Below are 20986 nucleotides of genomic sequence, written 5' to 3'. Positions count from 1 at the left end.
CCGCCGCTCTCAGGTCGCGCACGCGATGCAGCGGCGGGCGAACGGACGTGCCTCGAGCCGCGCTTCGGCGATCGGACGCCCGCACGCCTCGCAGGTGCCGTAGACGCCGGATGCCACGCGCTCGCGCGCGGCGCGGATCTCGTCGCGCTCCGCCTCGGCCCCGCGGCGCAGCGCGTCTACCTGCGCCCACTCCCCCGAGAGCGTCGACCCCTCGGGGTCGTGCTCGTCGTCGGCGGTCGCGTCGGCCCGGTCGTGGCGCAGGCTGTCGTCGTCCTCGCGCAACCGGGCCAGGCGCGCCTCAACCTCGCGCGCGCGGTCGTCGAGCATGCGTGTCGCGGTGGTGGCATCCATGGTCCGACGCTAGCCCCCTCCTCCGACATCGGGGGCCGGGCAGGATCGGCTCATGAGCGAACTCCGACGCCACTGGACACCGACCGCCGGGGTGTACCTCGTCCTGTCCGTCGCGGGACTCGTGGGCACGTGGATCTTCAACGCCTTCGCGATCGCGCAGATGCGCGACTTCATCGGCGACCTCGTCTCGAGCGGTCCCGCGGTGTCGTCCATCACCGTGGACCTGTTGGTCGTGGCGATCGCGGGCAGCATCTTCATCCTCGTCGAGGGCCGGCGCCTCGGTATGCGCTTCGCGTGGGTGTACGTGGTGCTGTCGGGCCTGACGGCCTTCGCGTTCACGTTCCCCCTCTTCCTCGCGATGCGCCAGCGCCGGCTGACCGCCCGGGCCGCGGTCTGACGACAAAGCGTGACCGCCGCGGGTTAGCGCGAGGCGAGCCCCTCGCGCAGCCCGTCGATCAGCGGGGTCGTCGGGCGGCCGATGATGCGGGCCAGGGCGCCGTCCGTCTGCGAGAGCGCCCCGCGGGCGATCGCGTGGTCGATGCCGGCGACGAACGCCGCCGTCCCGGCATCCAGTCCCGCCGCCTCGAGGCCCGCCGCCAGCTGGTCGACGGTCACCGCGGTGTAGGTCACCGGGCGGCCCAGCACCTCGCCCGCCGCGGCGGCGAGCTCGTCGTAGGTCCAGGCCACGTCGCCGCCGACCTCGATCGTCCGACCGGCCAGGTCGTCGGTGGTCAGGGCCACCGCCGCGGCCTCGGCGTAGTCGCGACGGCTCGCGCTCGCGACGCGCGCGTCGCCGGCGGCCGCGACGATCTCGCCCGTCTCGGCCGCACGCGCGACCGCGTCGAGGTAGTTCTCGGTGTACCAGTTGTGGCGGAGGATCGTCGCCGAGACCCCCGAGGCGGCGATCGCCTGCTCGGTCGCCAGGTGGTCGGCGCCGAGCGCGTAGTCGATCTCGTCGACGCGCGGCGCGCTGGTGTAGACCAGGCGCTCGACGCCCGCCTCCGCGACCGCCGCCACGACGTTGCGGTGCCCGGCGACGCGATCGGCATCGGTGCCCGAGATGAGCAGGACGCGGTCGACGCCCGTCAGGGCCGGAGCGAGGGTCTCGGGCCGCGAGTAGTCGAGCTCGACGACGCGCACGCCGCGATCGGCGAGGTCGGCGGCTTTGGCAGGGGTACGGACGCCCGCGACGATGTCGGACGGGGCCGTCCCGCGCTCGAGCAGGGCGGAGACGACGAGACGGCCGAGGTGGCCGGTGGCGGCGGTGACGAGGAGAGTCATGGAAGTGTTCCTTTCGTGGGTACGCCCGTTCCAACCCGACACCGTTCGGCGCATTCCGGAATGCCGGTACCCACTTTCTGGTTAGGTACTCACATGAGCGTCAGTCTTGCCGATCTGCGCGGTCGCGATCCTCAGATCTTCACCGACGGGTGTCCGACGCGGACGGTCCTCGACCACGTGATGGGCAAGTGGGGCATCCTGGTGCTCCTCGCCCTGTCGGACGGGACGCAGCGATGGGGGGTGCTGCGCCGCAACGTCACCGGCATCAGCGAGAAGATGCTCGCCAGCACCCTGAAGACCCTCGAGGCCGACGGCCTGGTCCGTCGCACCGCGTACCCCGAGGTGCCCCCGCGCGTCGAATACGCCCTGTCGCCGCTCGGACGCGATCTCATGCAACGCGTCCTCCCCCTCATGGAGTGGGTCGCCGACCACGCCGCCGACATCGTCGACAGGAGCGCGTGATGGTGCGTCTGCCCGATCTGCGGACGGTGCGCGGCAGCCTGAACGTGCGCGCCCCGCGGCGCATCCCCCTGCTGCAGGTGGCCAAGTCCGCTCTCGCGATCATCGCCGCCTGGCTGATCGCGGGGTGGCTGGTGCAGGGTCCGCCGCCGATCTTCGCCGCGATCGCCGCGCTGCTGGTCGTCCAGCCGAGCATCAACCAGTCGTTCACGCGCGCGGTCGAGCGCAGCGTCGGCGTCATCCTGGGCGTCGTCATCGCCGCGGCGCTGGGCCTCGTCTTCGGCTCGCAGCCGTGGGTGGCGCTGCTGTCGGCGGGGGTCGCGCTGGCCGTGGCGTGGGCCGCGCGCATCTCGCCGGGCGCGACGAACCAGATCGCCATCAGCGCGCTCCTCGTGCTGGCCCTGGGCACCGCGACCCCCAACTACGCGCTCGACCGCGTGCTCGAGACCCTCATCGGCGCGGCGATCGGCATCGTCGTCAACGCGGTGCTCGTCCCACCCGTGCTCGTGCCCGCGGCCCGAGACAAGGTCGACGTGCTGGGCCGCGAGCTCGCCGGCGCCCTCGAGCGGCTGGCCGACGCCCTCGAGACACCCCAGACGCCCGCTTCGCTCGAGGGCCTGTTGATCGAGGCGCGGCTGCTCCGTCCGGTCCGGGATGCCGCGGCCGACGCCATCCGCGACGGCGCCGACTCGCTGGCGCTCAACCCGCGGAGCGGGCGGCACCGCGCCGAACTGGCCGAGATGGGCGAGCTGCTCGACCGTTTCAGTCCCGTCGTGACCCAGACCGTCGGCATGACACGCGCGGTCTATGACGGCTACGAGAGCTCGATCGTCGACGAGCCCGCCGTCCGGGCGATCGCGGAGCAGCTGCATCGCGCGGCCCACGACGTCCGTCTCGCGTTCGCGCTCGACGCGGGGCCCGAGCGCGTGGTCGACGCCGAACCCGCCCTCACCCGTCCCCTGCAGATCCAGACGCCCTCTCCCCTGCACTGGGTCCTCGTCGGATCGCTGCTGATGGATCTGCACCGCGTCCACGAGAGCCTGCGCGACGGCGAGGCCTAGCTCGCGCGCACGGGCGCCGCGTCGGGAAGGTCCGGCGAATCCCGCCCCGGCGACCCTCGCCGCCGCCCGCGCTGGTTGACTGGGCGCATGGGCACCGCGATGTTCCCCCTTGGAGCCGTCCTCTTCCCGCACACGCCGCTGGCGCTGCGGATCTTCGAGGAGCGGTACCTGATCATGCTCGGTCGGCTCCTCGACGAGGAGGACCCGGCTTTCGGCGTCGTGCTGATCGAGCGCGGTTCCGAGACCGGCGGCGGTGACCAGCGCTTCCGCCTGGGCACGATGGCGCAGCTGAGTCACGTCGTCCCGCAGGCGGGGCAGATGCAGATCGTCGCGCGCGGCACCGAGCGTTTCGAGATCGTCGGATGGCTGGACGACGATCCCTACCCGCGCGCCGACGTCCGCGCGCTCCCCGACCTGGAGTGGAATGACGCGCTCCTCCCCCTGCTCGACGAGGCGGAACGCATCGTGCGACGCGTCCTCGGCCGGGCGCAGCAGTTCGGCGGCACCCGCTGGGATCCCGAGGTGGAGCTCTCCGAAGAGCCGCTGCCACGGGCCTGGCAGCTGGCGGCCATCGCTCCCCTGGGCGAACTCGACCAGATGGAGCTGTTGCGCTCCGCGACCATGGGCGGACTGCTGCGCGCCACGATCGACTTGACGCTCGCGGCGGAGCCGCTGCTGGGCGACCCCGTCCCCGACGGTGTGATCGTCGTCGACGACGACACCCCCGGGGACGAGGACTAGGACACGCTCAGTTCAGTTCGCGCACCGTCGCGGGGATCTCGCCGTCGCGGTACAGGTCGATCGCGAGGTCCTGCAGCGCGGTGAGGGCGACGCGCTGCGTCTGCGGGCCGTACGAGATGCGCGCGACACCCAGCGCCTCGTACTCCGCGGCCGTCAGGTTGCCGGGGACGCCGATGACGCTGACCTTGCGCTCGCCGATGCCCTCGACGAGTCGCCGCGTGGTCTCGGCGTCGAGCTTGCCGGGGACGAACACCGACGTCGCGCCGGCCGCGAGGAAGGCGCGGCCGCGCTCCACGGCATCCGCCACCTTGTCGTCTACCGAGCGATCGGCGCCCTTCAAGAAGACGTCGGTGCGCGCGTTCAGCACGAAGGGCACGCCCTCGGCCTCTCCGGCCGCGATGACGGCCTCGACCGCAGCGACCGCCTCGGCGAGGGGCTTGACCCGGTCTTCGACGTTCGCGCCGACGACGCCCTTGGCGATGGCCAGGCGGGTCGTCTCGCCGGGGTTGCCGAAGCCGGCGTCGAGGTCCGCGGTGACGGGCACGTCGACCGCGTCGACGATGCGACCCACCATGTCGAGCATGAGCTCGACGGGGATGTTCTCGCCGTCGGGGTAGCCGAAGGTCGCGGCGATCGAGTGCCCCGCCGTGGCGAGGGCCTTCGTCTCGGGCAGGGCGGCGATCGCCTTCGCCGAGACGACGTCCCAGACGTTGACGACCCGCAGGATCTCGGGGGCGGTGTGCAGGGCGGCGAGAGTCTCGGCGCGGTCGCGGGGCGTGGTCATGCGTTGTCTCCTCGGTTTCGAGCGGAATCGTCGGCGATCGCCTCGGCGATGAGCGTGTCGCCCGCGCCGAAGCGGATGAAGCGTCCGATGGTCGTTGGCTGCACGAGGACGGCGGCGGCCACGGCCGCGACGTCGGCGCGCGACACCTCGCCCTTGCCCTCGGGCGCGGTCGTGATGCGTCCGGACGGCGGATCGAGCGTCAGCGTGCCGGGGCCCAGGATCGTCCAGTCCAGCTCGCTCGCGCGCAGGTGGTCGTCGGCGGCGAGCTTGGCGTCGGCGTAGGCGAAGAAGTCGTCGTCGGGGTCGATCCCGTGGTCGGGCGTCGACCCGATCCACGACACCATCACGAAGCGGCGCACCCCGGCCCGCGCCGCGGCGTCGATCGCGCGCTGCGCGGCATCGCGATCGACGGCGTAGGTGCGCTCCGCGCTGCCGCCGCCGGCGCCCGCCGACCACACCACGGCGTCCGCACCCGAGAACGCCTCGGCCATCTCGTCGGTGCCGGCGTTCTCGACGTCGAGCACCAGGGGCGTACCGCCGGCCTGCTCGATGTCGCTTTTCTGGTCGGGGTTGCGGATGACGGAGGTGGCCTCGTCTCCGCGGTCGGCGAGCAGGCGGGCCAGGTGCAGAGCAACCTTGCCGTGCCCGCCGATGATCACGATGCGTTCCATGTCGTTGTCCTCCTCGGGGTCGGTCGGGATCGACCCTACGCAGCCCCTCCGACACGCCCGTGCGGGGTTGACGCCCCGGCCCGGATCGTCCGACCCGACTCAGTCCACGTCGCCGTCGACGTACACCCAGCGGCCCGCACGTCGCGCGAAGCGACTCCGCTCGCGCAGCTCGCCTGCCTCGCCCTCGTGACGCCAGCGCGCACGGAACGCTACGACGGCGGCATCCCCCTGCTCCTGCGCCTCGACGATGTCGAGCCCCGTCCATCGCGTGCCGTCGTCGACCGTGATCTCGTCGGGTCGGGTCCGCGGATGCCACGACCGCGCCAGGTGCGCCGCGTCGCCGACCGCGAAGGCGGTGTAGCGCGAGCGCATCAACCGCTCGGCGCTCGGCGCGGGTGCGCCGTCGAGGATCGGACCGCAGCACGAGCCGAAGGTCGGCCCGCCGCACGGGCACGCGGCGGACGCGGACGGGCGGGACGACGCCGAGCCGAAGGACATCCCGCCACTCTAGGTCGCGACCGCGGCGCCCGGCGCTGTCGGCGAGCACACCCGGCGTGCCAGGATCGGACGCGTGACCGACCGCCTCATGCTCCTCGACACCGCGTCGCTGTACTTCCGCGCCTTCTACGGCGTGCCCGACAAGGTCACGGCACCGGACGGCACCTCGGTGAACGCGGCGCGCGGCCTGCTCGACATGATCGCCAAGCTCGTGGGCACCTACGCGCCCACGCACCTCGTCGCGTGCTGGGACGACGACTGGCGCCCGGCCTGGCGCGTCGATCTGCTGCCGAGCTACAAGGCGCACCGCGTCGTCGAGCCGTCCGCCACCGGCCCCGATGTCGAAGAGGTCCCCGATCCGCTCGCCGCGCAGCTTCCGGTGATCCGCGAAGCGCTCGAGGTGCTCGGCATCCCGATCGTGGGAGCGGCCGCCCACGAGGCCGACGACGTCATCGGAACCCTCGCCACCCGATCCGACATCCCCGTCGACATCGTCACCGGGGACCGCGACCTCTTCCAGCTGGTCGACGACGACCGCGGAGTCCGGGTGATCTACACGGCTCGCGGCATGAGCAACCTCGAGATCGTCGACGACGCCGCCGTCATGACGAAGTACGGGGTCCACGCCGCGCAGTACGCCGACTTCGCAGCCCTGCGCGGCGACCCCTCCGACGGGCTGCCCGGCGTGGCGGGGATCGGCGAGAAGTCGGCGGCCTCGCTGCTGGCGGCCGGCGGCACCCTCGACGGCATCCGCGACGCCGTGGCCGCGGGCACCCTGGGCACGCCGTCGCAGCGATCCAAGATCCTCGCCGCCGCGGACTACCTCGACGTCGCCCCGACCGTGGTCCGCGTCGCCCGCGACCTCGACCTCGAGACCGTCGACGATCGCCTCTCCCCCGTCGATCGGGATGCCGCCGAGGCGCTCGCCGAGACGTGGAACCTGGGCTCCTCGATGACCCGGGCCCTCGCCGCGCTCCCGCACTGACCCGGGCGCAGGCTCAGCGCCGGCGTTCGAGCCACTCGCGCAGCCGCTCGAGCGGCCACGTCGTCACGATGCGATCGGTCGGGACGCCCAGGGCCTCGGCGCGGGCGGCGCCGTAGTCGAGCAGCGACAGCTGGCCCGGGGCGTGAGCGTCCGAGTCGATCGAGAACAGGCACCCCGCCTCGATCGCCAGGGCGAGCAACTCGTCCGGCGGATCCTGTCGCTCCGGACGCGAGTTGATCTCGACCGCGACCCCGCTCTCGGCGCACGCCGCGAAGACGGCCCCGGCGTCGAACTCCGAGGGCGGCCGCGTCCCGCGCGCCCCCTCGACGAGTCGGCCGGTCACGTGGCCCAGCACGTCGACGCGCGCGTCGCGGGCCGCCGCGACGAGACGCCTCGTCATCGGTCCCCGCTCCATGCGCAGTTTGGAATGAGCGGATGCCACGACCACGTCGAGTTCGCGGAGCAGCTCGTCCTGCTGGTCGAGGTCGCCGTCGTCGAGGATGTCGACCTCGATCCCGGTCAGCAGCGTGAAGCCGTCGCCCCGGTGTCCCCGCACGATCTCGATCTGGGCGCGCAGACGCTCGGGCGACAGACCGTTCGCGACGGTCAAGCGGGGCGAGTGGTCGGTGAGGGCGAGGTACTCGTGACCCAGTCCGCGCGCGGCATCGACCATCGCCTCGATCGGGGTCAGGCCGTCGGACCACTCGCTGTGGCTGTGCAGGTCGCCGCGAAGGCGCGCGCGCAGCTCCGCTCCGCCCACCGGCGCGTTCTCGGCGCGCAGGGCCGCCAGGCGTTCGGGGACGTCCCCGGCCAGCGCCTGCTGGATGACCGCAAAGGTCGACTCCCCGATCCCCGGCCGACGACGCAGGCCCGGGTCGCGCAGTTCTTCGGGACCGAGACCCTCGATCGCCGCGGCCGCGGTGCGGAACGCCTTGGACTTGTAGCGCGACGACCTCTCCCGCTCGAGCAGATACGCGATCTCGGTGAGGGCGTCGAGCGGGTCCACGCTCACTCCGCCAGGTCGCGCGAGGTCTGCACCCAGGCGTCTAGCTTGGCCGAGGCCCGCCCGTCGTCGATCGCGGCGGCCGCGTCGGCCATGGCCTCGGCGAGTCGCTCCAGGATCGGACGCTGCACCTCGGCGGCATCCTGGAAGAGGCGGTACGAGACCAGACCCGCGGCCGCATTGAGCAGGACGATGTCGCGCACCGGTCCCGTCTCGCCCCCGAGCACCCGCCGGACGACCTCGGCGTTGTGGTCGGGAGACCCGCCCAGCAGATCGTCGATGTCGGCGAGGGGGATGCCGAGATCCCGGGGATCCAGGTCGTGCTCGTGCACGTCGCCGCGACTGATCTCCCACAGCCGGCTGTGGCCGGTGGTGGTGAGCTCGTCGAGTCCGTCGTCGCCGCGGAAGACCAGCGCGGTCGCACCGCGCGTGCGGAAGACACCGGTGATGAGGGGGACGCGGTCGAGGTGGGCGACACCGACCGCGTTCGCCTCGGCGCGCGCCGGGTTGCACAGCGGCCCGAGGAAGTTGAACACCGTGGGCACACCGAGCTCGGAGCGCGTGGCCGCCGCGTGGCGGAACCCGGGGTGGAAGGCCGAGGCGAAGGCGAAGGTGATGCCCGTGCGCTCGAGCGTCTCGGCGACCTTCTCGGGCGACAGCGTCAGCGCGATGCCCAGCGACGACAGAACGTCCGACGAGCCCGACGCCGAGCTCGCGGCACGGTTGCCGTGCTTGACGACGGGGACTCCGGATGCCGCCGCCACCACGGCCGCCATGGTCGAGACGTTCACCGTGCCGTAGCGGTCGCCGCCGGTGCCCACGATGTCGAGCACCTCGGCGCGGACGGGCAGGGGCACGGCGGCCTCGAGGATCGCGTCGCGGAAGCCGACGATCTCTTCGACCGTCTCGCCCTTCGCCCGCAGGGCCATCAGGAATCCCGCGAGCTGCGAGGGCGTGGCCTCGCCCGCCATGACCTTCCTCATCGCCCACGTCGACTCCGACACGCTGAGGTCGCTGCCGGCCAGCAGGGAGGTGAGCAGATCGGGCCAGGTGAAGCGTTCCGCCATGCCATGATCCTTTCACACGCGTGTCCCGCGGCGACGCCCGCGCGGCACCTGACGGAACCCCGGTCGTACCGGGGATTCCTTGCGGATTATGAGGGTTCCCTAAGTCTCGACGATGGAATATCTCATCTTGGGGATGGGAATATTGCGTCCCGGCATCGCGCATAATGGAACGGTGACGACCTCAGCGACGTATTCCCAGGCCGTGCGTGCCGTGAAGCGACCCGACCCGGTCGCCGTGGGCACCATCGTGTGGCTGGGCAGCGAGGTCATGTTCTTCGCCGGCCTCTTCGCGATCTACTTCACCCTGCGCAGCACCTCCGCCTCCCTGTGGGCCGAAGAGACCCAGCTGCTCAACGTCCCCTTCGCGACCGTCAACACGATCATCCTCGTGCTGTCCTCGGTCACGTGCCAGATGGGCGTGTTCGCCGCGGAGCGGTACCAGCCGTACCGCACGGGCACGCGCACCGGCATCCTGAAGTGGGGAATGGTGGAGTGGTTCTACCTCACCTTCATCCTCGGCGCGGTCTTCGTGTCGGGTCAGGTGTGGGAGTACGCGACGCTGGTTGCCGAGGGCATGCCCATCAGCGCCAACCCCTACGCCTCGGCCTTCTACCTCACCACCGGCTTCCACGCCCTTCACGTGACGGGTGGCCTCATCGCCTTCCTGCTCGTGATCGGTCGTGCGTACGCCGTGAAGAACTTCGGACGCAAAGAGATGACCACCTCGATCGTCGTGTCGTACTACTGGCACTTCGTCGACGTCGTCTGGATCGCCCTGTTCTTCGTCATCTACTTCCTCAAGTAAGAGAGCTGCATCCACATGGCACGCGAGAAGAAGACTCGTAAGGCGACCGGGCGTCGAAGCCCTCTGGCCGCCGCCGCACTGATCGGTATCGGACTCCTCCTCACCGGCGGCGTCTACGCGGGAGCGACGGCGGCGGTCGCCGCCACCTCCAGCACCCCGGTCAGCGAGGCCAACAACGCGACCGCGGTCGAAGAGGGCCAGAAGCTGTTCCAGGCCAACTGCGCCACGTGCCACGGTCTCGACCTGCAGGGCAGCCAGCAGGGTCCGTCGCTGTTCGGCGTCGGCGAGCTGTCGGTGCACTTCCAGGTCTCGACCGGACGCATGCCGCTGCAGGCCCAGGGCCCGCAGGCACCCGTGAAGCCCGTTCAGTTCACCGAAGAGCAGACCAACGCCATCGCGGCGTACGTGCAGTCGGCCGCCCCCGGCCCCGCGTACCCCTCGGAGGAACTGCTCGACGGCCAGGGCGACCTCTCGCACGGTGCAGAGCTGTTCCGCATCAACTGCGCGATGTGCCACAACGTCGCGGGTGCGGGTGGGGCACTCACCGAGGGCAAGTACGCCCCCGACATCCACTCGACGACCCCCGTCAACATCTACGCGGCGATGGTCACCGGCCCCCAGAACATGCCGGTGTTCAACGACCTGAACCTCACCCCCGAAGACAAGCGCGACGTCATCTCGTACCTGATGTACAACCAGCAGAACGACTCCCCCGGCGGTTTCGCTCTGGGCTCGCTCGGACCCGTATCCGAGGGTCTGTTCATCTGGATCTTCGGCATCGGCGGCCTGATCGCGCTCACCGTGTGGATCACGGCGAAGTCCAACTGACCGTCGTCTTCGACATTACGTAAACGCACGAGGAGCACCATGGCACACGAGGACGACGCACTGGAGCACGAGAGGGCTTCCTGGAAGCCCGGCTCGGGTCTCGCCGTTGCGGTTCCGGACGCCGCACAGAACCCGGGTCTGCCCGGTCACCGTCAGCGCATGACGGACAAGGACCCGCAAGAGATGAAGCGGGCGGTCCGCACGGTCTACACGCTGTTCTACGTCTCGGTCGCGGCGAGCATCTGGGCGAGCATCGCCTACATGATCTTCCCGATCGAGTCGGGCGCGATGGTCGACATCCGGTACAACAACCTCTTCATCGGACTGGGCATCGCCTTCGCGCTGCTCGCGATCGGCATCGCCACCATCCACTGGGGCAAGTCGGTCATGTCCGACAAGGAGTACATCGAGGACCGCCACGCCACGCGCGGTCGCGACCAGGTCCGCGAGGGCGCGGTCAACGTCTTCGTCGAGGCCGAGAAGGACTCCGGCTTCGGACGTCGCGAGATCATCCGCAACTCGCTGTTCGCGGCCCTTGCCGCCTCGGTCATCCCTGGCATCACCCTGTTCCGCGGCCTCGCTCCGCAGGATCAGGACCCCGTGGTCAACCTCAGCCACACCATGTGGAAGCAGGGCATGCGCCTGGCGCACGACCCCTCGGGTCGCCCGATCCGCGCGGCTGACGTCACCCTCGGTTCCGCGTTCCACGTCATCCCCGAAGAACTCGCCGGCCTGGGCCACGACGAGGGCTACCTCGAGGAGAAGGCTCGGGCGATCGTCCTGCTCATGCGCATGCAGCCCGAGCAGCTCAACCCCGAGACCAACAAGCTGGACTGGTCGTACGACGGCATCATCGCGTACTCCAAGGTCTGCACCCACGTCGGCTGCCCCGTCGCTCTGTACGAGCAGCAGACCCACCACCTCCTGTGCCCCTGCCACCAGTCGCAGTTCGACGTCGCCAACGGCGCCGCCGTCATCTTCGGCCCGGCTGCCCGTCCCCTGCCGCAGCTCCCCATCACCGTCGACGCCGAGGGCTACCTCGTCGCGCAGAGTGACTTCCAGGAGCCCGTCGGCCCCAGCTTCTGGGAGCGCTCATGAGTACCGGTACTCACCCCACTGAGAACGTCACGACCGAACCGGCCGTGTACTCCGGACCGCCGCAGGCCCCCGCGGGTCGCGACGGCAAGCCGCTCGGCGGCAAGTTCGTCGGTGCGGCCGCGAACTACCTCGACGAGCGGACCAGCATGTCCGGCATCGTCAAAGAGCTCGGCCGCAAGATCTTCCCCGACCACTGGTCGTTCATGCTGGGTGAGATCGCGCTGTGGAGCTTCGTCGTCGTGCTGCTCTCGGGCACCTTCCTGACGTTCTTCTTCCAGGCCTCGATGGTCGAGACGCACTACAACGGCGCCTACGAGCCGATGCGCGGCATCGCGATGTCGGCAGCCATGGAGTCCGCCCTCCACATCTCGTTCGACCTCCGCGGTGGTCTGCTCGTCCGACAGATCCACCACTGGGCCGCTCTCGTGTTCGTCGCCGGTATCGGCGTCCACATGCTGCGCGTCTTCTTCACCGGTGCCTTCCGCAAGCCGCGCGAGCTCAACTGGGTGGTCGGCTTCATCCTGTTCATCCTCGCGATGGCCGAGGGCTTCACCGGCTACTCGCTCCCCGACGACCTGCTCTCGGGTAACGGTCTGCGCATCATCGACGGCATGATCAAGGGTCTGCCGATCATCGGCACCTGGACGTCGTTCCTGCTCTTCGGCGGCGACTTCCCCGGCACCGCGATCGTCGGTCGCCTCTACACGCTGCACATCCTGCTGCTGCCGGCGATCCTCGTCGCGCTGCTCGCCGTGCACCTCATGCTGATGATCATCAACAAGCACACGCAGTTCGCCGGGCCTGCCCGCACGAACAGCAACGTCGTGGGCTACCCGATCCTCCCCGTGTACGCGTCCAAGATGGGCGGGTTCTTCTTCATCACCTTCGGTGTGATCGTCCTGATCGCCGCCCTCGTGACGATCAACCCGATCTGGAACTACGGCCCGTACGACCCGTCGCCGGTGTCGGCAGGTACCCAGCCCGACTGGTACATCGGCTTCGCGGACGGCGCCCTGCGTCTCGTGCCGCCGCACCTCGAGTTCGTGCTCTGGGGTCACACCTGGTCGTGGAACATCATCCTGCCCGTCGCGGTCCTCGGACTGTTCATCGTGCTGGTCCTCGTGTACCCCTTCATCGAGGCGTGGGTCACGGGCGACAAGCGCGAGCACCACATCGCCCAGCGTCCCCGCAACGCGGCGACGCGTACGGCGATCGGCGCGGCCGGTGTCACGTTCTACGCCGTCATGTGGGCCGCGGCCTCGTCCGACATCATCGCGACGCACTTCAAGCTGACCATGGAGGGTGTCATCCACACCCTGCAGGCGCTGCTGATCCTGGGCCCGATCTTCGCCTACTTCGTCACCAAGCGCATCTGCATCGCTCTGCAGAAGAAGGACCGCGAGATCGCCCTGCACGGCTACGAGTCGGGCCGCATCGTCCGCCTCCCCGGTGGCGAGTACATCGAGGTCCACCAGCCCGTCGACGAGTTCGAGCGCTGGAAGCTGGTCGACAACGAGACCTACGAGCCGCTGGTCGTGCGTCCCAACGACAAGGGCCAGATCCCCTGGCACGAGAACATCCGCGCCTCGGTGTCGCGCTGGTTCTTCGAGGACCGTCTCGCCCCGCTGACGCAGGCCGAGCTCGATGCCGCGAACGCCCACCAGCACCACGAGCTCGACCACATCGCGCACGAAGAGGCCGACGAGATCGCCGGCGCCAATGCTCGTGCCGACGAGGACGGCCGCCCGCCGATGGCCATCGGTGAGCGGGTCGAGGTCGAGATCCCGGCGCCCAAGGGCCTCGCGGACCGCAACCGGTCGAAGGACGACAAGAGCGAGTAATCGCGCAGAACGAAACCCCGGTGCTTCGGCACCGGGGTTTCGTCGTTCTCGGCCGCGGTGCGCGCCGAGGCCCGTTGGCAGGATGCCGTCGGTCGATGGCATCCCCTCCCCTCCCCCGGTGCCGCGGGCACCTCTACCGTGGGGCCATGACCGACGCCCAGGACTACTTCGCCGCTCGACTCGCCTTCGAGACGGACCCCTCGGACGTGTACGCCGCACAGCGCTCCGGTGAGCGCCTCACCCTCGTCGACGTGCGCGGACACGATGCCTGGGCGCAGGGACGTGTCAGAGGGGCGGTGCACCTGCCGTATCGCGAGATCGCCGAGCGCGCTCCGTCCGAGATCCCGCGCGACACCCCCGTCGTCGTCTACTGCTGGAGCCCCGGGTGCAACGCCGGTCAGAAGGGCGCGCTCGCCTTCGCCCGCCTCGGCTACGACGTCCGCGAGATGATCGGCGGCTACGAGTACTGGGTGCGAGAGGGACAGCCCGCCGAGAACGACGACGGCCCCCTCGCGCGCATCTTCGACCCCACGGTGATGGTCGTCCGCAGCTGAGCGTCCGAGACGGCGTCGACCGTCCTCCCCCGCACGGCAGGCGGAAGACCGTAGGATGCCACGATGCAGCATCCCCCTCTCGAGCCCTTCGCCCACGGCTACCTCCACCGTCCCGACGGGGCGCGTCTGTACTGGGAGACGTCCGGCAACCCGCGCGGTCGACCCGCGCTCTACCTGCACGGCGGGCCGGGCGGAGGGCTCGGCAAGGGTGGCTACCGGCGGCGCTTCGACCCCGAGCTGCACCTGATCATCGGGCTGGATCAGCGGGGATGCGGGCGCAGCGAACCCTGGGCGTGCGACGATCTCGACAGCCTGTCGACGCAGACCATGGATCACCTGCTGGGCGATCTCGAGGCGCTCCGCGAGCACCTCGGCGTCGAGCGCTGGCTGCTGCATGGCGTGTCATGGGGATCGACCCTGGCACTGGCGTACGCGCTCGAGTATCCGGCGCGCGTGAGCGAGATCGTCAACCTGGCCGTCACGACCGGCCACCGCTGGGAGATCGACTGGATCACCGACGGGATCGCACCGGTCTTTCCCGAGGCCTTCGCCGACCTGCGGGCGCTCCTTCACCCGGACGAGCGCACCATCGAGGGGTACGCGCGACTCCTGCGTGACCCGGACCCCGCGGTGCGCGTCGAAGCAGCCGAGAGGTGGGACTCGTGGGAGGCGACGCACCTCTCGCTCGGGCCTCTCGCCACCCCGGGCCCCCTCCACGCCGACCCGCACCAGCGCCGCAACTTCGCGACACTGGTGACGCACTACTGGGCGCACGACTGCTTTCTCCCCGGCGAGCGGTCAGTACTCGCTCGAGCGGGCGGACTCGAGGGGATCCCGGGCGTCCTCGTCCACGGGCGCCGCGACATCAGCGGACCCGCACTGACGCCCTGGCGCCTTCATCACGCGTGGCCGGGCAGTCGACTCGAGATCGTCGAAGAAGACGGTCACGGGGGTCCCCGGAGCGCCGAGCTGTGCCAGCAGGCGATCGACGACTTCGCGCGTGCGGACGCATGACGCCGAGCGGCAACGACCGACGATCGTCGCGCAACGTCAGGCGGTCTCGACGTCCTCGGTGAACCAGCGGGCTGCCGAGCCGAAGAAGATCGGATCGGGGCCCATCGGCTCGTCGTCATCGACGACGTCGCAGACCACCACTGTGACGTTGTCACGGGTGCCCGCCTCGAGGGCGAGGGCGACGGCGTCCGCGGCCGCGGAGCGGGCGTCGGGCGCCTGAGCGATCAGACGCGCGACATCGGCCTCGGGCACGTAATCGGTCAGCCCGTCGCTGCACAGCATCCACCGGTCGCCCGCGAGCGGGGGCCGTTCCGCCACCGAGACGACATCGCCCTCGGCCCCTCCCAGAGAGGCCGTGATGATGTTGCGCCGCGGATGTGCCGCCGCCGCCTCGGGCGGGATGATGCCGTGGTCGACCAACGCCTGAACGTACGAGTCATCGCGCGTCTCGCGCGAGAACTCACCGTCGCGGAGCAGATAGGCGCGGGAGTCACCCGTGTGGGCGAGCAGCAGGTCGCCGCTCGTGCTCAGGAAGATGCCAGTGAACGTCGTCGCCATGCCCTCGAGCGCGGGATCGCGCTCGACGTGGGCGCGGATGTCCCAATTCGCCTCGCGAATACGCACGAGCAGACCGTCGGCATCCATGCTGCGGCCACTCGTCGCGACGAGACGGTGGACGAGAGCGGCCGAAGCCAAGTCGCCGGACGGGCCGCCGCCGACGCCGTCCGCGACCGCCGCACCCCAGGACGCCGCGAAAGCGGCGTCCTGGTTGGTGGGACGGTGCGCGCCGGCGTCGGACGCGGCGGCCGTGATCAGCCGAACGGGCACGGGATCAGCGCGCGAAGTACCCGCGGTAGTACTCGTACACCCAGCCGACGATGGCCACGGCGAACACCGCGAAACCGACGGGGACGAGCCAGCTACCCACGGCGAGGCCGATGACGGCGATCGCCGCGGAGGCCGCGAGCACGATGGGCCACCACGACCAGGGGCTGAACTCACCCATCTCGGGGTCGCCGTCATCGATGTCGGCCGTCAGGGTGTCCTCGGGCAGCTCGCCCCGCTGCGCCTTGAGGACGCGCCCGATGTAGAACGCGATCATCGAGGACATCAGGCCGAGGAAGGCCAGAGCGACCGTGCCGACCCACTCGACGCCGCCGTGCTGGAGCAGGCTCCAGACGGTGTAGACACCGGCGATGAGGAAGGCGAAGACCGCCAGGATCCACCAGAGATTGACGTTGGTGCGCATGTCGTTACTTGACCTCTCCGGCAGCTGCGTCGACGACGGGCGTATCGGGAGCGTCCTTGACCGGACCCACACCGACCGGGATGCCGGCCTCGGGGTGGTTCAGATCGAAGGCGGGACGCTCGCTGCGGATGCGCGGAATCGAGGTGAAGTTGTGACGCGGCGGCGGGCACGAGGTCGCCCACTCGAGCGACGCACCGTAGCCCCACGGGTCGTCGACGGTGACCTTCGGCGCCTTGCGCGCGGTGATCCAGACGTTGAGGAGGAACGGGATCATCGAGGCGCCGAGGATCATCGAACCCACGGTCGACAGCTGGTTCTCCCACGTCCACCCATCAGCCGCCGCGTAGTCGGCGTAGCGACGGACCATGCCGTCGACACCCAGCCAGTGCTGGATGAGGAACGTCATGTGGAAGCCGATGAACAGCATCCAGAAGTGCACCATGCCGAGACGCTCGTTGAGCATCTTTCCGGTCCACTTGGGCCACCAGAAGTAGAAGCCGGCGAACATCGCGAACACGACCGTGCCGAACACGACGTAGTGGAAGTGCGCCACGACGAAGTAGGAGTCCGACAGGTGGAAGTCCAGCGGCGGCGAGGCCAGGATGACGCCGGTGAGACCACCGAAGACGAACGACACGAGGAAGCCGAGTGCGAAGACCATCGGCGTCTCGAACGTCACCGAACCACGCCAGAGCGTACCGATCCAGTTGAAGATCTTCACGCCCGTGGGAACCGCGATGAGCATCGTCATCAGCGCGAAGAACGGCAGCAGCACGCCACCCGTGACGTACATGTGGTGCGCCCACACGGCCACCGACAGAGCGGCGATCGCGATGGTGGCGTAGACGAGCGTCTTGTACCCGAAGATCGGCTTGCGGCTGAAGACCGGGAAGATCTCGGAGACGATGCCGAAGAACGGCAGCGCGATGATGTACACCTCGGGGTGGCCGAAGAACCAGAACAGGTGCTGCCAGAGCAGGACGCCGCCGTTCTCGGGGCTGTAGATGTGCGAGCCCAGCACGCGGTCGGCGGCGGCGGCGAAGATCGCCGCGGCGAGGACCGGGAAGGCGAGCAGGATCAGGATGCTCGTGATGAGCGTGTTCCACGAGAAGATCGGCATGCGCCACATGGTCATACCCGGGGCGCGCATGGTCAGGATCGTGGTGATGAAGTTGACCGCGCCGAGGATCGTGCCGAAACCGCTGATGCCGAGACCCAGCATCCAGAGGTTCCCGCCGACGCCCGGAGAGAAGCTGGCATTCGCGAGCGGCTGGTAGGCGAACCATCCGAAGCCGGCCGCACCCTGCGGGGTGAGGAAGCCTGAGACCGCGATGGTCGAGCCGAAGAGGAACAGCCAGAACGCGAAGGCGTTCAGACGCGGGAAGGCCACGTCGGGGGCGCCGATCTGCAGCGGCAGCAGCGCATTCGCGAAGCCCGCGAACAGCGGCGTCGCGAACATCAGCAGCATGATCGTGCCGTGCATGGTGAACAGCTGGTTGTACTGCTCTTTCGTCGGGATGATCTGCATCCCCGGCTCGAACAGCTCGGCGCGGATGATGAGCGCCATGACACCACCGAGCATGAAGAACACGACGGAGGCGATCAGGTACATGTACCCGATGGTCTTGTGGTCGGTGGACGTGATCCACTTGACGACCAGATTGCCCTTCTGCTCGACACGCGTGGTGCTCAGCAGTGCGGCTTGACGCGGCGGGAGAGTCGTCGGGCGCGAAGGGCCCGTCCCCTGGAGCGGAAGCGTCGTGGCCATGATCACTCGTTCCCTTCGGCGCCGGCCGTGTTGAGGTTCTGCAGGCGCGACAGATCACTGATGTCGCCGACGTCACCGGCGCTGCGGAGGGAGTCGAGGTAGTCCTCGTACTCGGCTTCGCTCACGACCTTGACGTTGAAAAGCATGGCGGAGTGGTATTCACCGCACAGCTCGGCGCACTTGCCCTCGTAGGTCCCCTCGCGGGTGGGCGTGAACGACCACTCGTTCTCGCGACCGAGGTACATGTCTTTCTTGTAGAGGAAGTCGATGATCCAGAAGGAGTGGATGACGTCGCGCGAGCGCAGGTCGATCTTCACCGTCTTGTTCACCGGCAGGTAAAGGGTGGGCACGTCCTGGAGGTCGTAACCATCGCTGGTGGCCTTGGCCTGCACACCCATGGAGTACACCGCGTCGGAGTTGTCCTCACGCTCGCCGTTGTACTGAAAGTCCCACGCCCACTGCTTGCCGTAGGCGGTGATGGAGACGTCGGGGTTCTCGTACTGCGTCTCGAGCGTGTTCTGGTCGCGCGCCGTGAAGGCGAAGAAACCGACCACGAGGATCAGCGGAACGATGGTGTAGAAGATCTCGACCGGCATGTTGTAGCGCAGCTGCACCGGGAGACCGGACTGGCCCTTGCGACGGCGGTAGGCGATGACCGACCACAGCATAAGACCCCAGGTGATGACACCCACGGCCAGCAGGACGATCCACGAGTTGACCCACAGACCGGCGACCATGTCGGTGTGGTTCGTGGCAGGGGTGCCGTCATCGACGAAGCCGGGGAGGAAGCCGTGGAGCTGGGTCGTGGTGCAGCCCGAGAGGAGTGCGACGGAGGCGATCCCCAGGGGGAGCGCTGCCCAGCGAAGGCGACGTTTGGAGGGCACAATGCACCTTTCCGGGTCGTGGATGTTGCTCTGACAGTCTAGAGCAACCTCTCACCGTTCTCAGGCCATTCGTCCAGTGCCGAGACATCGAGAACCCCCGGAATCCACGGTGCGATCCGTGGCCCGGGGGCTCTCGATCCGACGCCGGCGAACGGCGTTTCAGGTCAGTGGAAGCTGTCGCCGCAGGCGCAGGAGCCCTGTGCGTTCGGGTTGTCGATCGTGAAGCCCTGCTCCGAGATCGTGTCCTTGAAATCGATGCTCGCACCGTCGAGGTACGGAACGCTCATGTCGTCGACGATGACCTCGACGCCGTCGAAGTCGACGACCTTGTCACCGTCGAGATAGCGCTCGTCGAAGTAGAGCTGGTAGATGAGGCCGGAGCAGCCGCCGGGCTGGACGGCGACGCGGAGGCGGAGGTCGTCGCGACCCTCCTGCGACAGCAGGCTCTTCACCTTGTCGGAGGCGGCCGCGGTCAGGCCGACGCCGTGCTCGCGGGTCTCGGCGGAGGACGACAGTGTGGTGTCGGTCATGGCGATGCCCTTCGGGTTGTTCGGTCGCGGGGACGGTTCGAGTGTACGCCCGTCCCGCCCCCGCGGCTTCGATCAGATGGTGCGAGCGTTCAGACGCGCCAGCAGCAGGGCTTCGGAGACCAGCGCGTTGCGGAAGGTCTCGAGATGCAGCGACTCGTTCGGGCTGTGCGCCCGCGCGTGCGGGTCCTCGACACCCGTCACGAGGATCTGCGCGGCGGGGAACTCGCGCACGAGGTCGGAGATGAACGGGATCGAGCCACCGATGCCGACGTCGACCGCGTCCACGCCGTACCCGTCGGCGAACGCCGCCCGCGCCTCTTCGACGGCCCAGCCGCTCGTGTCGACGAGGAACGAATCGCCGCAGTCGATGTCGGTGAACTCGAGCCGAGCGCCGAACGGCGCGTGCGCGCGCAGGTGCTTCTCGACGGCGGCGAAGGCCTCTTCGGCATCCTGGCCCGGGGCGACGCGCGCGCTGATGACGACGCTCGTCTGCGGGGCCAGGGTGTTGGACGCGGCCTCGACGGGAGTGGCATCCCACCCCGTGACGGTGATCGACGGCTTGTTCCAGATCCGGCTGAGGATCGAGTCGCGACCGATCGGGGTCACCCCCTCGAGGAGGCCGGATTCGGCCCGCAGCGTGGCCTCGTCGTACGGGGGCGTCGCCGCGTCGCGCACCGCGAGCCCCTCGACCGCCACGGCGCCGTCGTCGTCCCACAGGGTGGCGAGGAGCTTGACGGTGGCGAGCATGGCATCCGGAACGGCACCGCCCATCATCCCCGAGTGCGAGGCGTGCTCGAGGGTGCGCACGGTCAGCGTGAAGCGGGCGTTGCCGCGCAGCGACACGGTGAGCCCGGGGGTGCGCTCGTCCCAGTTCCCGGAGTCGGCCACGACGATGACGTCGGAGCGCAGCACATCGAGGTTGTCCGAGAGGAACTGCCCGAACGAGCGCGAGCCGTACTCCTCCTCGCCCTCGATGAAGACGGCGATTCCGAGGTCGAGGTCGTCGCCGAGCACCTCGGCGATCGCACGGACGGCGCCCACGTGGGCCATGACGCCGGCCTTGTCATCCGCCGCGCCGCGGCCGTACAGGCGACCGTCGCGGACGGTGGGCTCGAACGGAGGCGAATCCCAGAGGGCCTCGTCGCCGGGGGGCTGGACGTCGTGGTGGGCGTACAGCAGGACCGTGGGGCGGCCGTTGCGCGCGGCGCGGGTCGCGAGGACCGCGGGCTGACCGATCTCGTCGGTTCCGGGGATCGCGGCGCGCTTGATCTCGACGGAGTCGAAGACGCCGGTACCGCGCAGCAGGGCGGCGACGGCGTCCGCGCTCTGCACCAGAGCGTTCTGGTCGAAGGCGGGCCAAGCGATCGAGGGGATGCGGACGAGGGAGCCGAGATCGGCGAGGGCGGCGGGGATTCCGGCGTCGGCTGCTTTTTGCACAGCTTCCTGCCGGGACAGGTCGAGGGTCATGCGGGTAATCTTAAGTCTCCCGATCAGCGAATCACCGAGGTTTCCCG

At 69.5% G+C, this 20986-nt stretch carries 24 protein-coding genes; 11 read left to right on the top strand and 13 right to left on the bottom strand.

Features of this window, described 5'->3' with window-relative positions; translation table 11 throughout:
- Nucleotides 1-9 precede the first annotated feature (9 nt).
- Nucleotides 10-351, bottom strand: coding sequence for a TraR/DksA C4-type zinc finger protein (locus tag DBR36_RS11630; RefSeq protein WP_108319559.1), 342 nt, complete (start codon nucleotides 349-351; stop codon nucleotides 10-12).
- Nucleotides 352-403: 52 nt separating this feature from the next.
- On the opposite strand from DBR36_RS11630, the gene DBR36_RS11625 reads away from it, so the two are divergent.
- Complete coding sequence (locus DBR36_RS11625) at nucleotides 404-748, top strand: DUF2834 domain-containing protein (protein WP_108319557.1); 345 nt, start codon at nucleotides 404-406, stop codon at nucleotides 746-748.
- Between the two features lie 23 nt (nucleotides 749-771).
- Here the strand turns inward: DBR36_RS11625 and DBR36_RS11620 are convergent, their stop codons facing one another.
- Nucleotides 772-1632: an SDR family oxidoreductase gene (locus tag DBR36_RS11620; protein WP_108319555.1), complete on the bottom strand. Its 861-nt coding sequence runs from the start codon at nucleotides 1630-1632 to the stop codon at nucleotides 772-774.
- 93 nt (nucleotides 1633-1725) lie between these two features.
- Between DBR36_RS11620 and DBR36_RS11615 the strand changes: the two genes are divergently transcribed.
- The 3 genes from DBR36_RS11615 to DBR36_RS11605 all read left to right on the top strand — a co-directional run bounded on the left by DBR36_RS11615 (nucleotide 1726) and on the right by DBR36_RS11605 (nucleotide 3893).
- The gene (locus DBR36_RS11615) at nucleotides 1726-2094 is read left to right on the top strand and encodes a helix-turn-helix domain-containing protein (RefSeq protein ID WP_108319553.1); all 369 of its coding nucleotides are present in this window, start codon (nucleotides 1726-1728) and stop codon (nucleotides 2092-2094) included.
- Nucleotides 2094-3152, top strand: coding sequence for an aromatic acid exporter family protein (locus DBR36_RS11610; protein ID WP_108319551.1), 1059 nt, complete (start codon nucleotides 2094-2096; stop codon nucleotides 3150-3152). Before DBR36_RS11615 ends, DBR36_RS11610 begins: the two co-directional genes overlap by 1 nt.
- An 87-nt stretch (nucleotides 3153-3239) precedes the next feature.
- Nucleotides 3240-3893 carry an LON peptidase substrate-binding domain-containing protein gene (locus DBR36_RS11605; protein WP_108319549.1) on the top strand — a complete coding sequence of 218 codons (654 nt, stop codon included), beginning with the start codon at nucleotides 3240-3242 and terminating at the stop codon, nucleotides 3891-3893.
- A 7-nt stretch (nucleotides 3894-3900) separates the two neighbouring features.
- Here DBR36_RS11605 and DBR36_RS11600 read toward each other — a convergent pair whose 3' ends face one another.
- The 3 genes from DBR36_RS11600 to DBR36_RS11590 all read right to left on the bottom strand — a co-directional run bounded on the left by DBR36_RS11600 (nucleotide 3901) and on the right by DBR36_RS11590 (nucleotide 5846).
- The gene (locus DBR36_RS11600) at nucleotides 3901-4677 is read right to left on the bottom strand and encodes an isocitrate lyase/phosphoenolpyruvate mutase family protein (RefSeq protein WP_108319547.1); all 777 of its coding nucleotides are present in this window, start codon (nucleotides 4675-4677) and stop codon (nucleotides 3901-3903) included.
- Complete coding sequence (locus DBR36_RS11595; RefSeq protein WP_108319545.1) at nucleotides 4674-5348, bottom strand: SDR family oxidoreductase; 675 nt, start codon at nucleotides 5346-5348, stop codon at nucleotides 4674-4676. Before DBR36_RS11595 ends, DBR36_RS11600 begins: the two co-directional genes overlap by 4 nt.
- Nucleotides 5349-5447: 99 nt before the next feature.
- Complete coding sequence (locus DBR36_RS11590) at nucleotides 5448-5846, bottom strand: YchJ family protein (RefSeq protein WP_108319543.1); 399 nt, start codon at nucleotides 5844-5846, stop codon at nucleotides 5448-5450.
- A gap of 73 nt (nucleotides 5847-5919) precedes the next feature.
- Here DBR36_RS11590 and DBR36_RS11585 point away from each other — a divergent pair, with 73 nt between their 5' ends.
- On the top strand, nucleotides 5920-6831 hold the full coding sequence (locus DBR36_RS11585) for a 5'-3' exonuclease (RefSeq protein ID WP_108319541.1): 912 nt from the start codon (nucleotides 5920-5922) through the stop codon (nucleotides 6829-6831).
- A 13-nt stretch (nucleotides 6832-6844) separates the two neighbouring features.
- Here the strand turns inward: DBR36_RS11585 and DBR36_RS11580 are convergent, their stop codons facing one another.
- Entirely contained in the window at nucleotides 6845-7837 is a 993-nt protein-coding gene (locus tag DBR36_RS11580; protein WP_181373573.1) for a PHP domain-containing protein, read from the bottom strand.
- A 2-nt stretch (nucleotides 7838-7839) separates the two neighbouring features.
- A complete protein-coding gene (gene trpD, locus DBR36_RS11575; protein ID WP_108319537.1) occupies nucleotides 7840-8901 on the bottom strand; it encodes an anthranilate phosphoribosyltransferase in 1062 nt (353 codons plus the stop codon).
- 133 nt (nucleotides 8902-9034) lie between these two features.
- Between trpD and DBR36_RS11570 the strand changes: the two genes are divergently transcribed.
- The 6 genes from DBR36_RS11570 to DBR36_RS11545 all read left to right on the top strand — a co-directional run bounded on the left by DBR36_RS11570 (nucleotide 9035) and on the right by DBR36_RS11545 (nucleotide 15041).
- Complete coding sequence (locus DBR36_RS11570) at nucleotides 9035-9706, top strand: heme-copper oxidase subunit III (RefSeq protein WP_108319535.1); 672 nt, start codon at nucleotides 9035-9037, stop codon at nucleotides 9704-9706.
- 15 nt (nucleotides 9707-9721) lie between these two features.
- On the top strand, nucleotides 9722-10534 hold the full coding sequence (locus tag DBR36_RS11565; RefSeq protein ID WP_108319533.1) for a c-type cytochrome: 813 nt from the start codon (nucleotides 9722-9724) through the stop codon (nucleotides 10532-10534).
- Between the two features lie 39 nt (nucleotides 10535-10573).
- Entirely contained in the window at nucleotides 10574-11632 is a 1059-nt protein-coding gene (locus tag DBR36_RS11560; RefSeq protein ID WP_108319531.1) for a ubiquinol-cytochrome c reductase iron-sulfur subunit, read from the top strand.
- Nucleotides 11629-13473 (top strand): cytochrome bc complex cytochrome b subunit, encoded by a 1845-nt coding sequence (locus DBR36_RS11555; protein WP_108319529.1) that lies wholly within the window; start codon nucleotides 11629-11631, stop codon nucleotides 13471-13473. The genes DBR36_RS11560 and DBR36_RS11555 overlap by 4 nt, the downstream gene beginning before the upstream one ends.
- A 146-nt stretch (nucleotides 13474-13619) precedes the next feature.
- The gene (locus DBR36_RS11550; protein WP_108319527.1) at nucleotides 13620-14027 is read left to right on the top strand and encodes a rhodanese-like domain-containing protein; all 408 of its coding nucleotides are present in this window, start codon (nucleotides 13620-13622) and stop codon (nucleotides 14025-14027) included.
- Nucleotides 14028-14090: 63 nt separating this feature from the next.
- Nucleotides 14091-15041, top strand: a complete 951-nt coding sequence (locus tag DBR36_RS11545) for an alpha/beta fold hydrolase (RefSeq protein ID WP_108319525.1) — start codon at nucleotides 14091-14093, stop codon at nucleotides 15039-15041.
- 36 nt (nucleotides 15042-15077) lie between these two features.
- Here the strand turns inward: DBR36_RS11545 and DBR36_RS11540 are convergent, their stop codons facing one another.
- The 6 genes from DBR36_RS11540 to DBR36_RS11515 all read right to left on the bottom strand — a co-directional run bounded on the left by DBR36_RS11540 (nucleotide 15078) and on the right by DBR36_RS11515 (nucleotide 20939).
- Entirely contained in the window at nucleotides 15078-15869 is a 792-nt protein-coding gene (locus tag DBR36_RS11540) for a PP2C family serine/threonine-protein phosphatase (protein ID WP_108319523.1), read from the bottom strand.
- A gap of 4 nt (nucleotides 15870-15873) precedes the next feature.
- Nucleotides 15874-16290, bottom strand: a complete 417-nt coding sequence (locus DBR36_RS11535) for a cytochrome c oxidase subunit 4 (protein WP_108319521.1) — start codon at nucleotides 16288-16290, stop codon at nucleotides 15874-15876.
- A 4-nt stretch (nucleotides 16291-16294) separates the two neighbouring features.
- Complete coding sequence (gene ctaD / locus DBR36_RS11530; protein WP_108319519.1) at nucleotides 16295-18058, bottom strand: cytochrome c oxidase subunit I; 1764 nt, start codon at nucleotides 18056-18058, stop codon at nucleotides 16295-16297.
- 2 nt (nucleotides 18059-18060) lie between these two features.
- Nucleotides 18061-18942, bottom strand: coding sequence for a cytochrome c oxidase subunit II (coxB, locus tag DBR36_RS11525; protein ID WP_108319517.1), 882 nt, complete (start codon nucleotides 18940-18942; stop codon nucleotides 18061-18063).
- 164 nt (nucleotides 18943-19106) lie between these two features.
- On the bottom strand, nucleotides 19107-19472 hold the full coding sequence (gene erpA / locus DBR36_RS11520) for an iron-sulfur cluster insertion protein ErpA (RefSeq protein WP_058232406.1): 366 nt from the start codon (nucleotides 19470-19472) through the stop codon (nucleotides 19107-19109).
- A gap of 72 nt (nucleotides 19473-19544) precedes the next feature.
- Entirely contained in the window at nucleotides 19545-20939 is a 1395-nt protein-coding gene (locus DBR36_RS11515) for a dipeptidase (RefSeq protein WP_108319515.1), read from the bottom strand.
- Nucleotides 20940-20986: the final 47 nt, after the last annotated feature.

The organism is Microbacterium sp. HMWF026 (assembly GCF_003061325.1).
GTDB classification, from domain to species: domain Bacteria; phylum Actinomycetota; class Actinomycetes; order Actinomycetales; family Microbacteriaceae; genus Microbacterium; species Microbacterium testaceum_E.
Note: the sequence above shows the minus strand (reverse complement) of the source record. Positions and strands in the feature narration are given on the sequence as shown.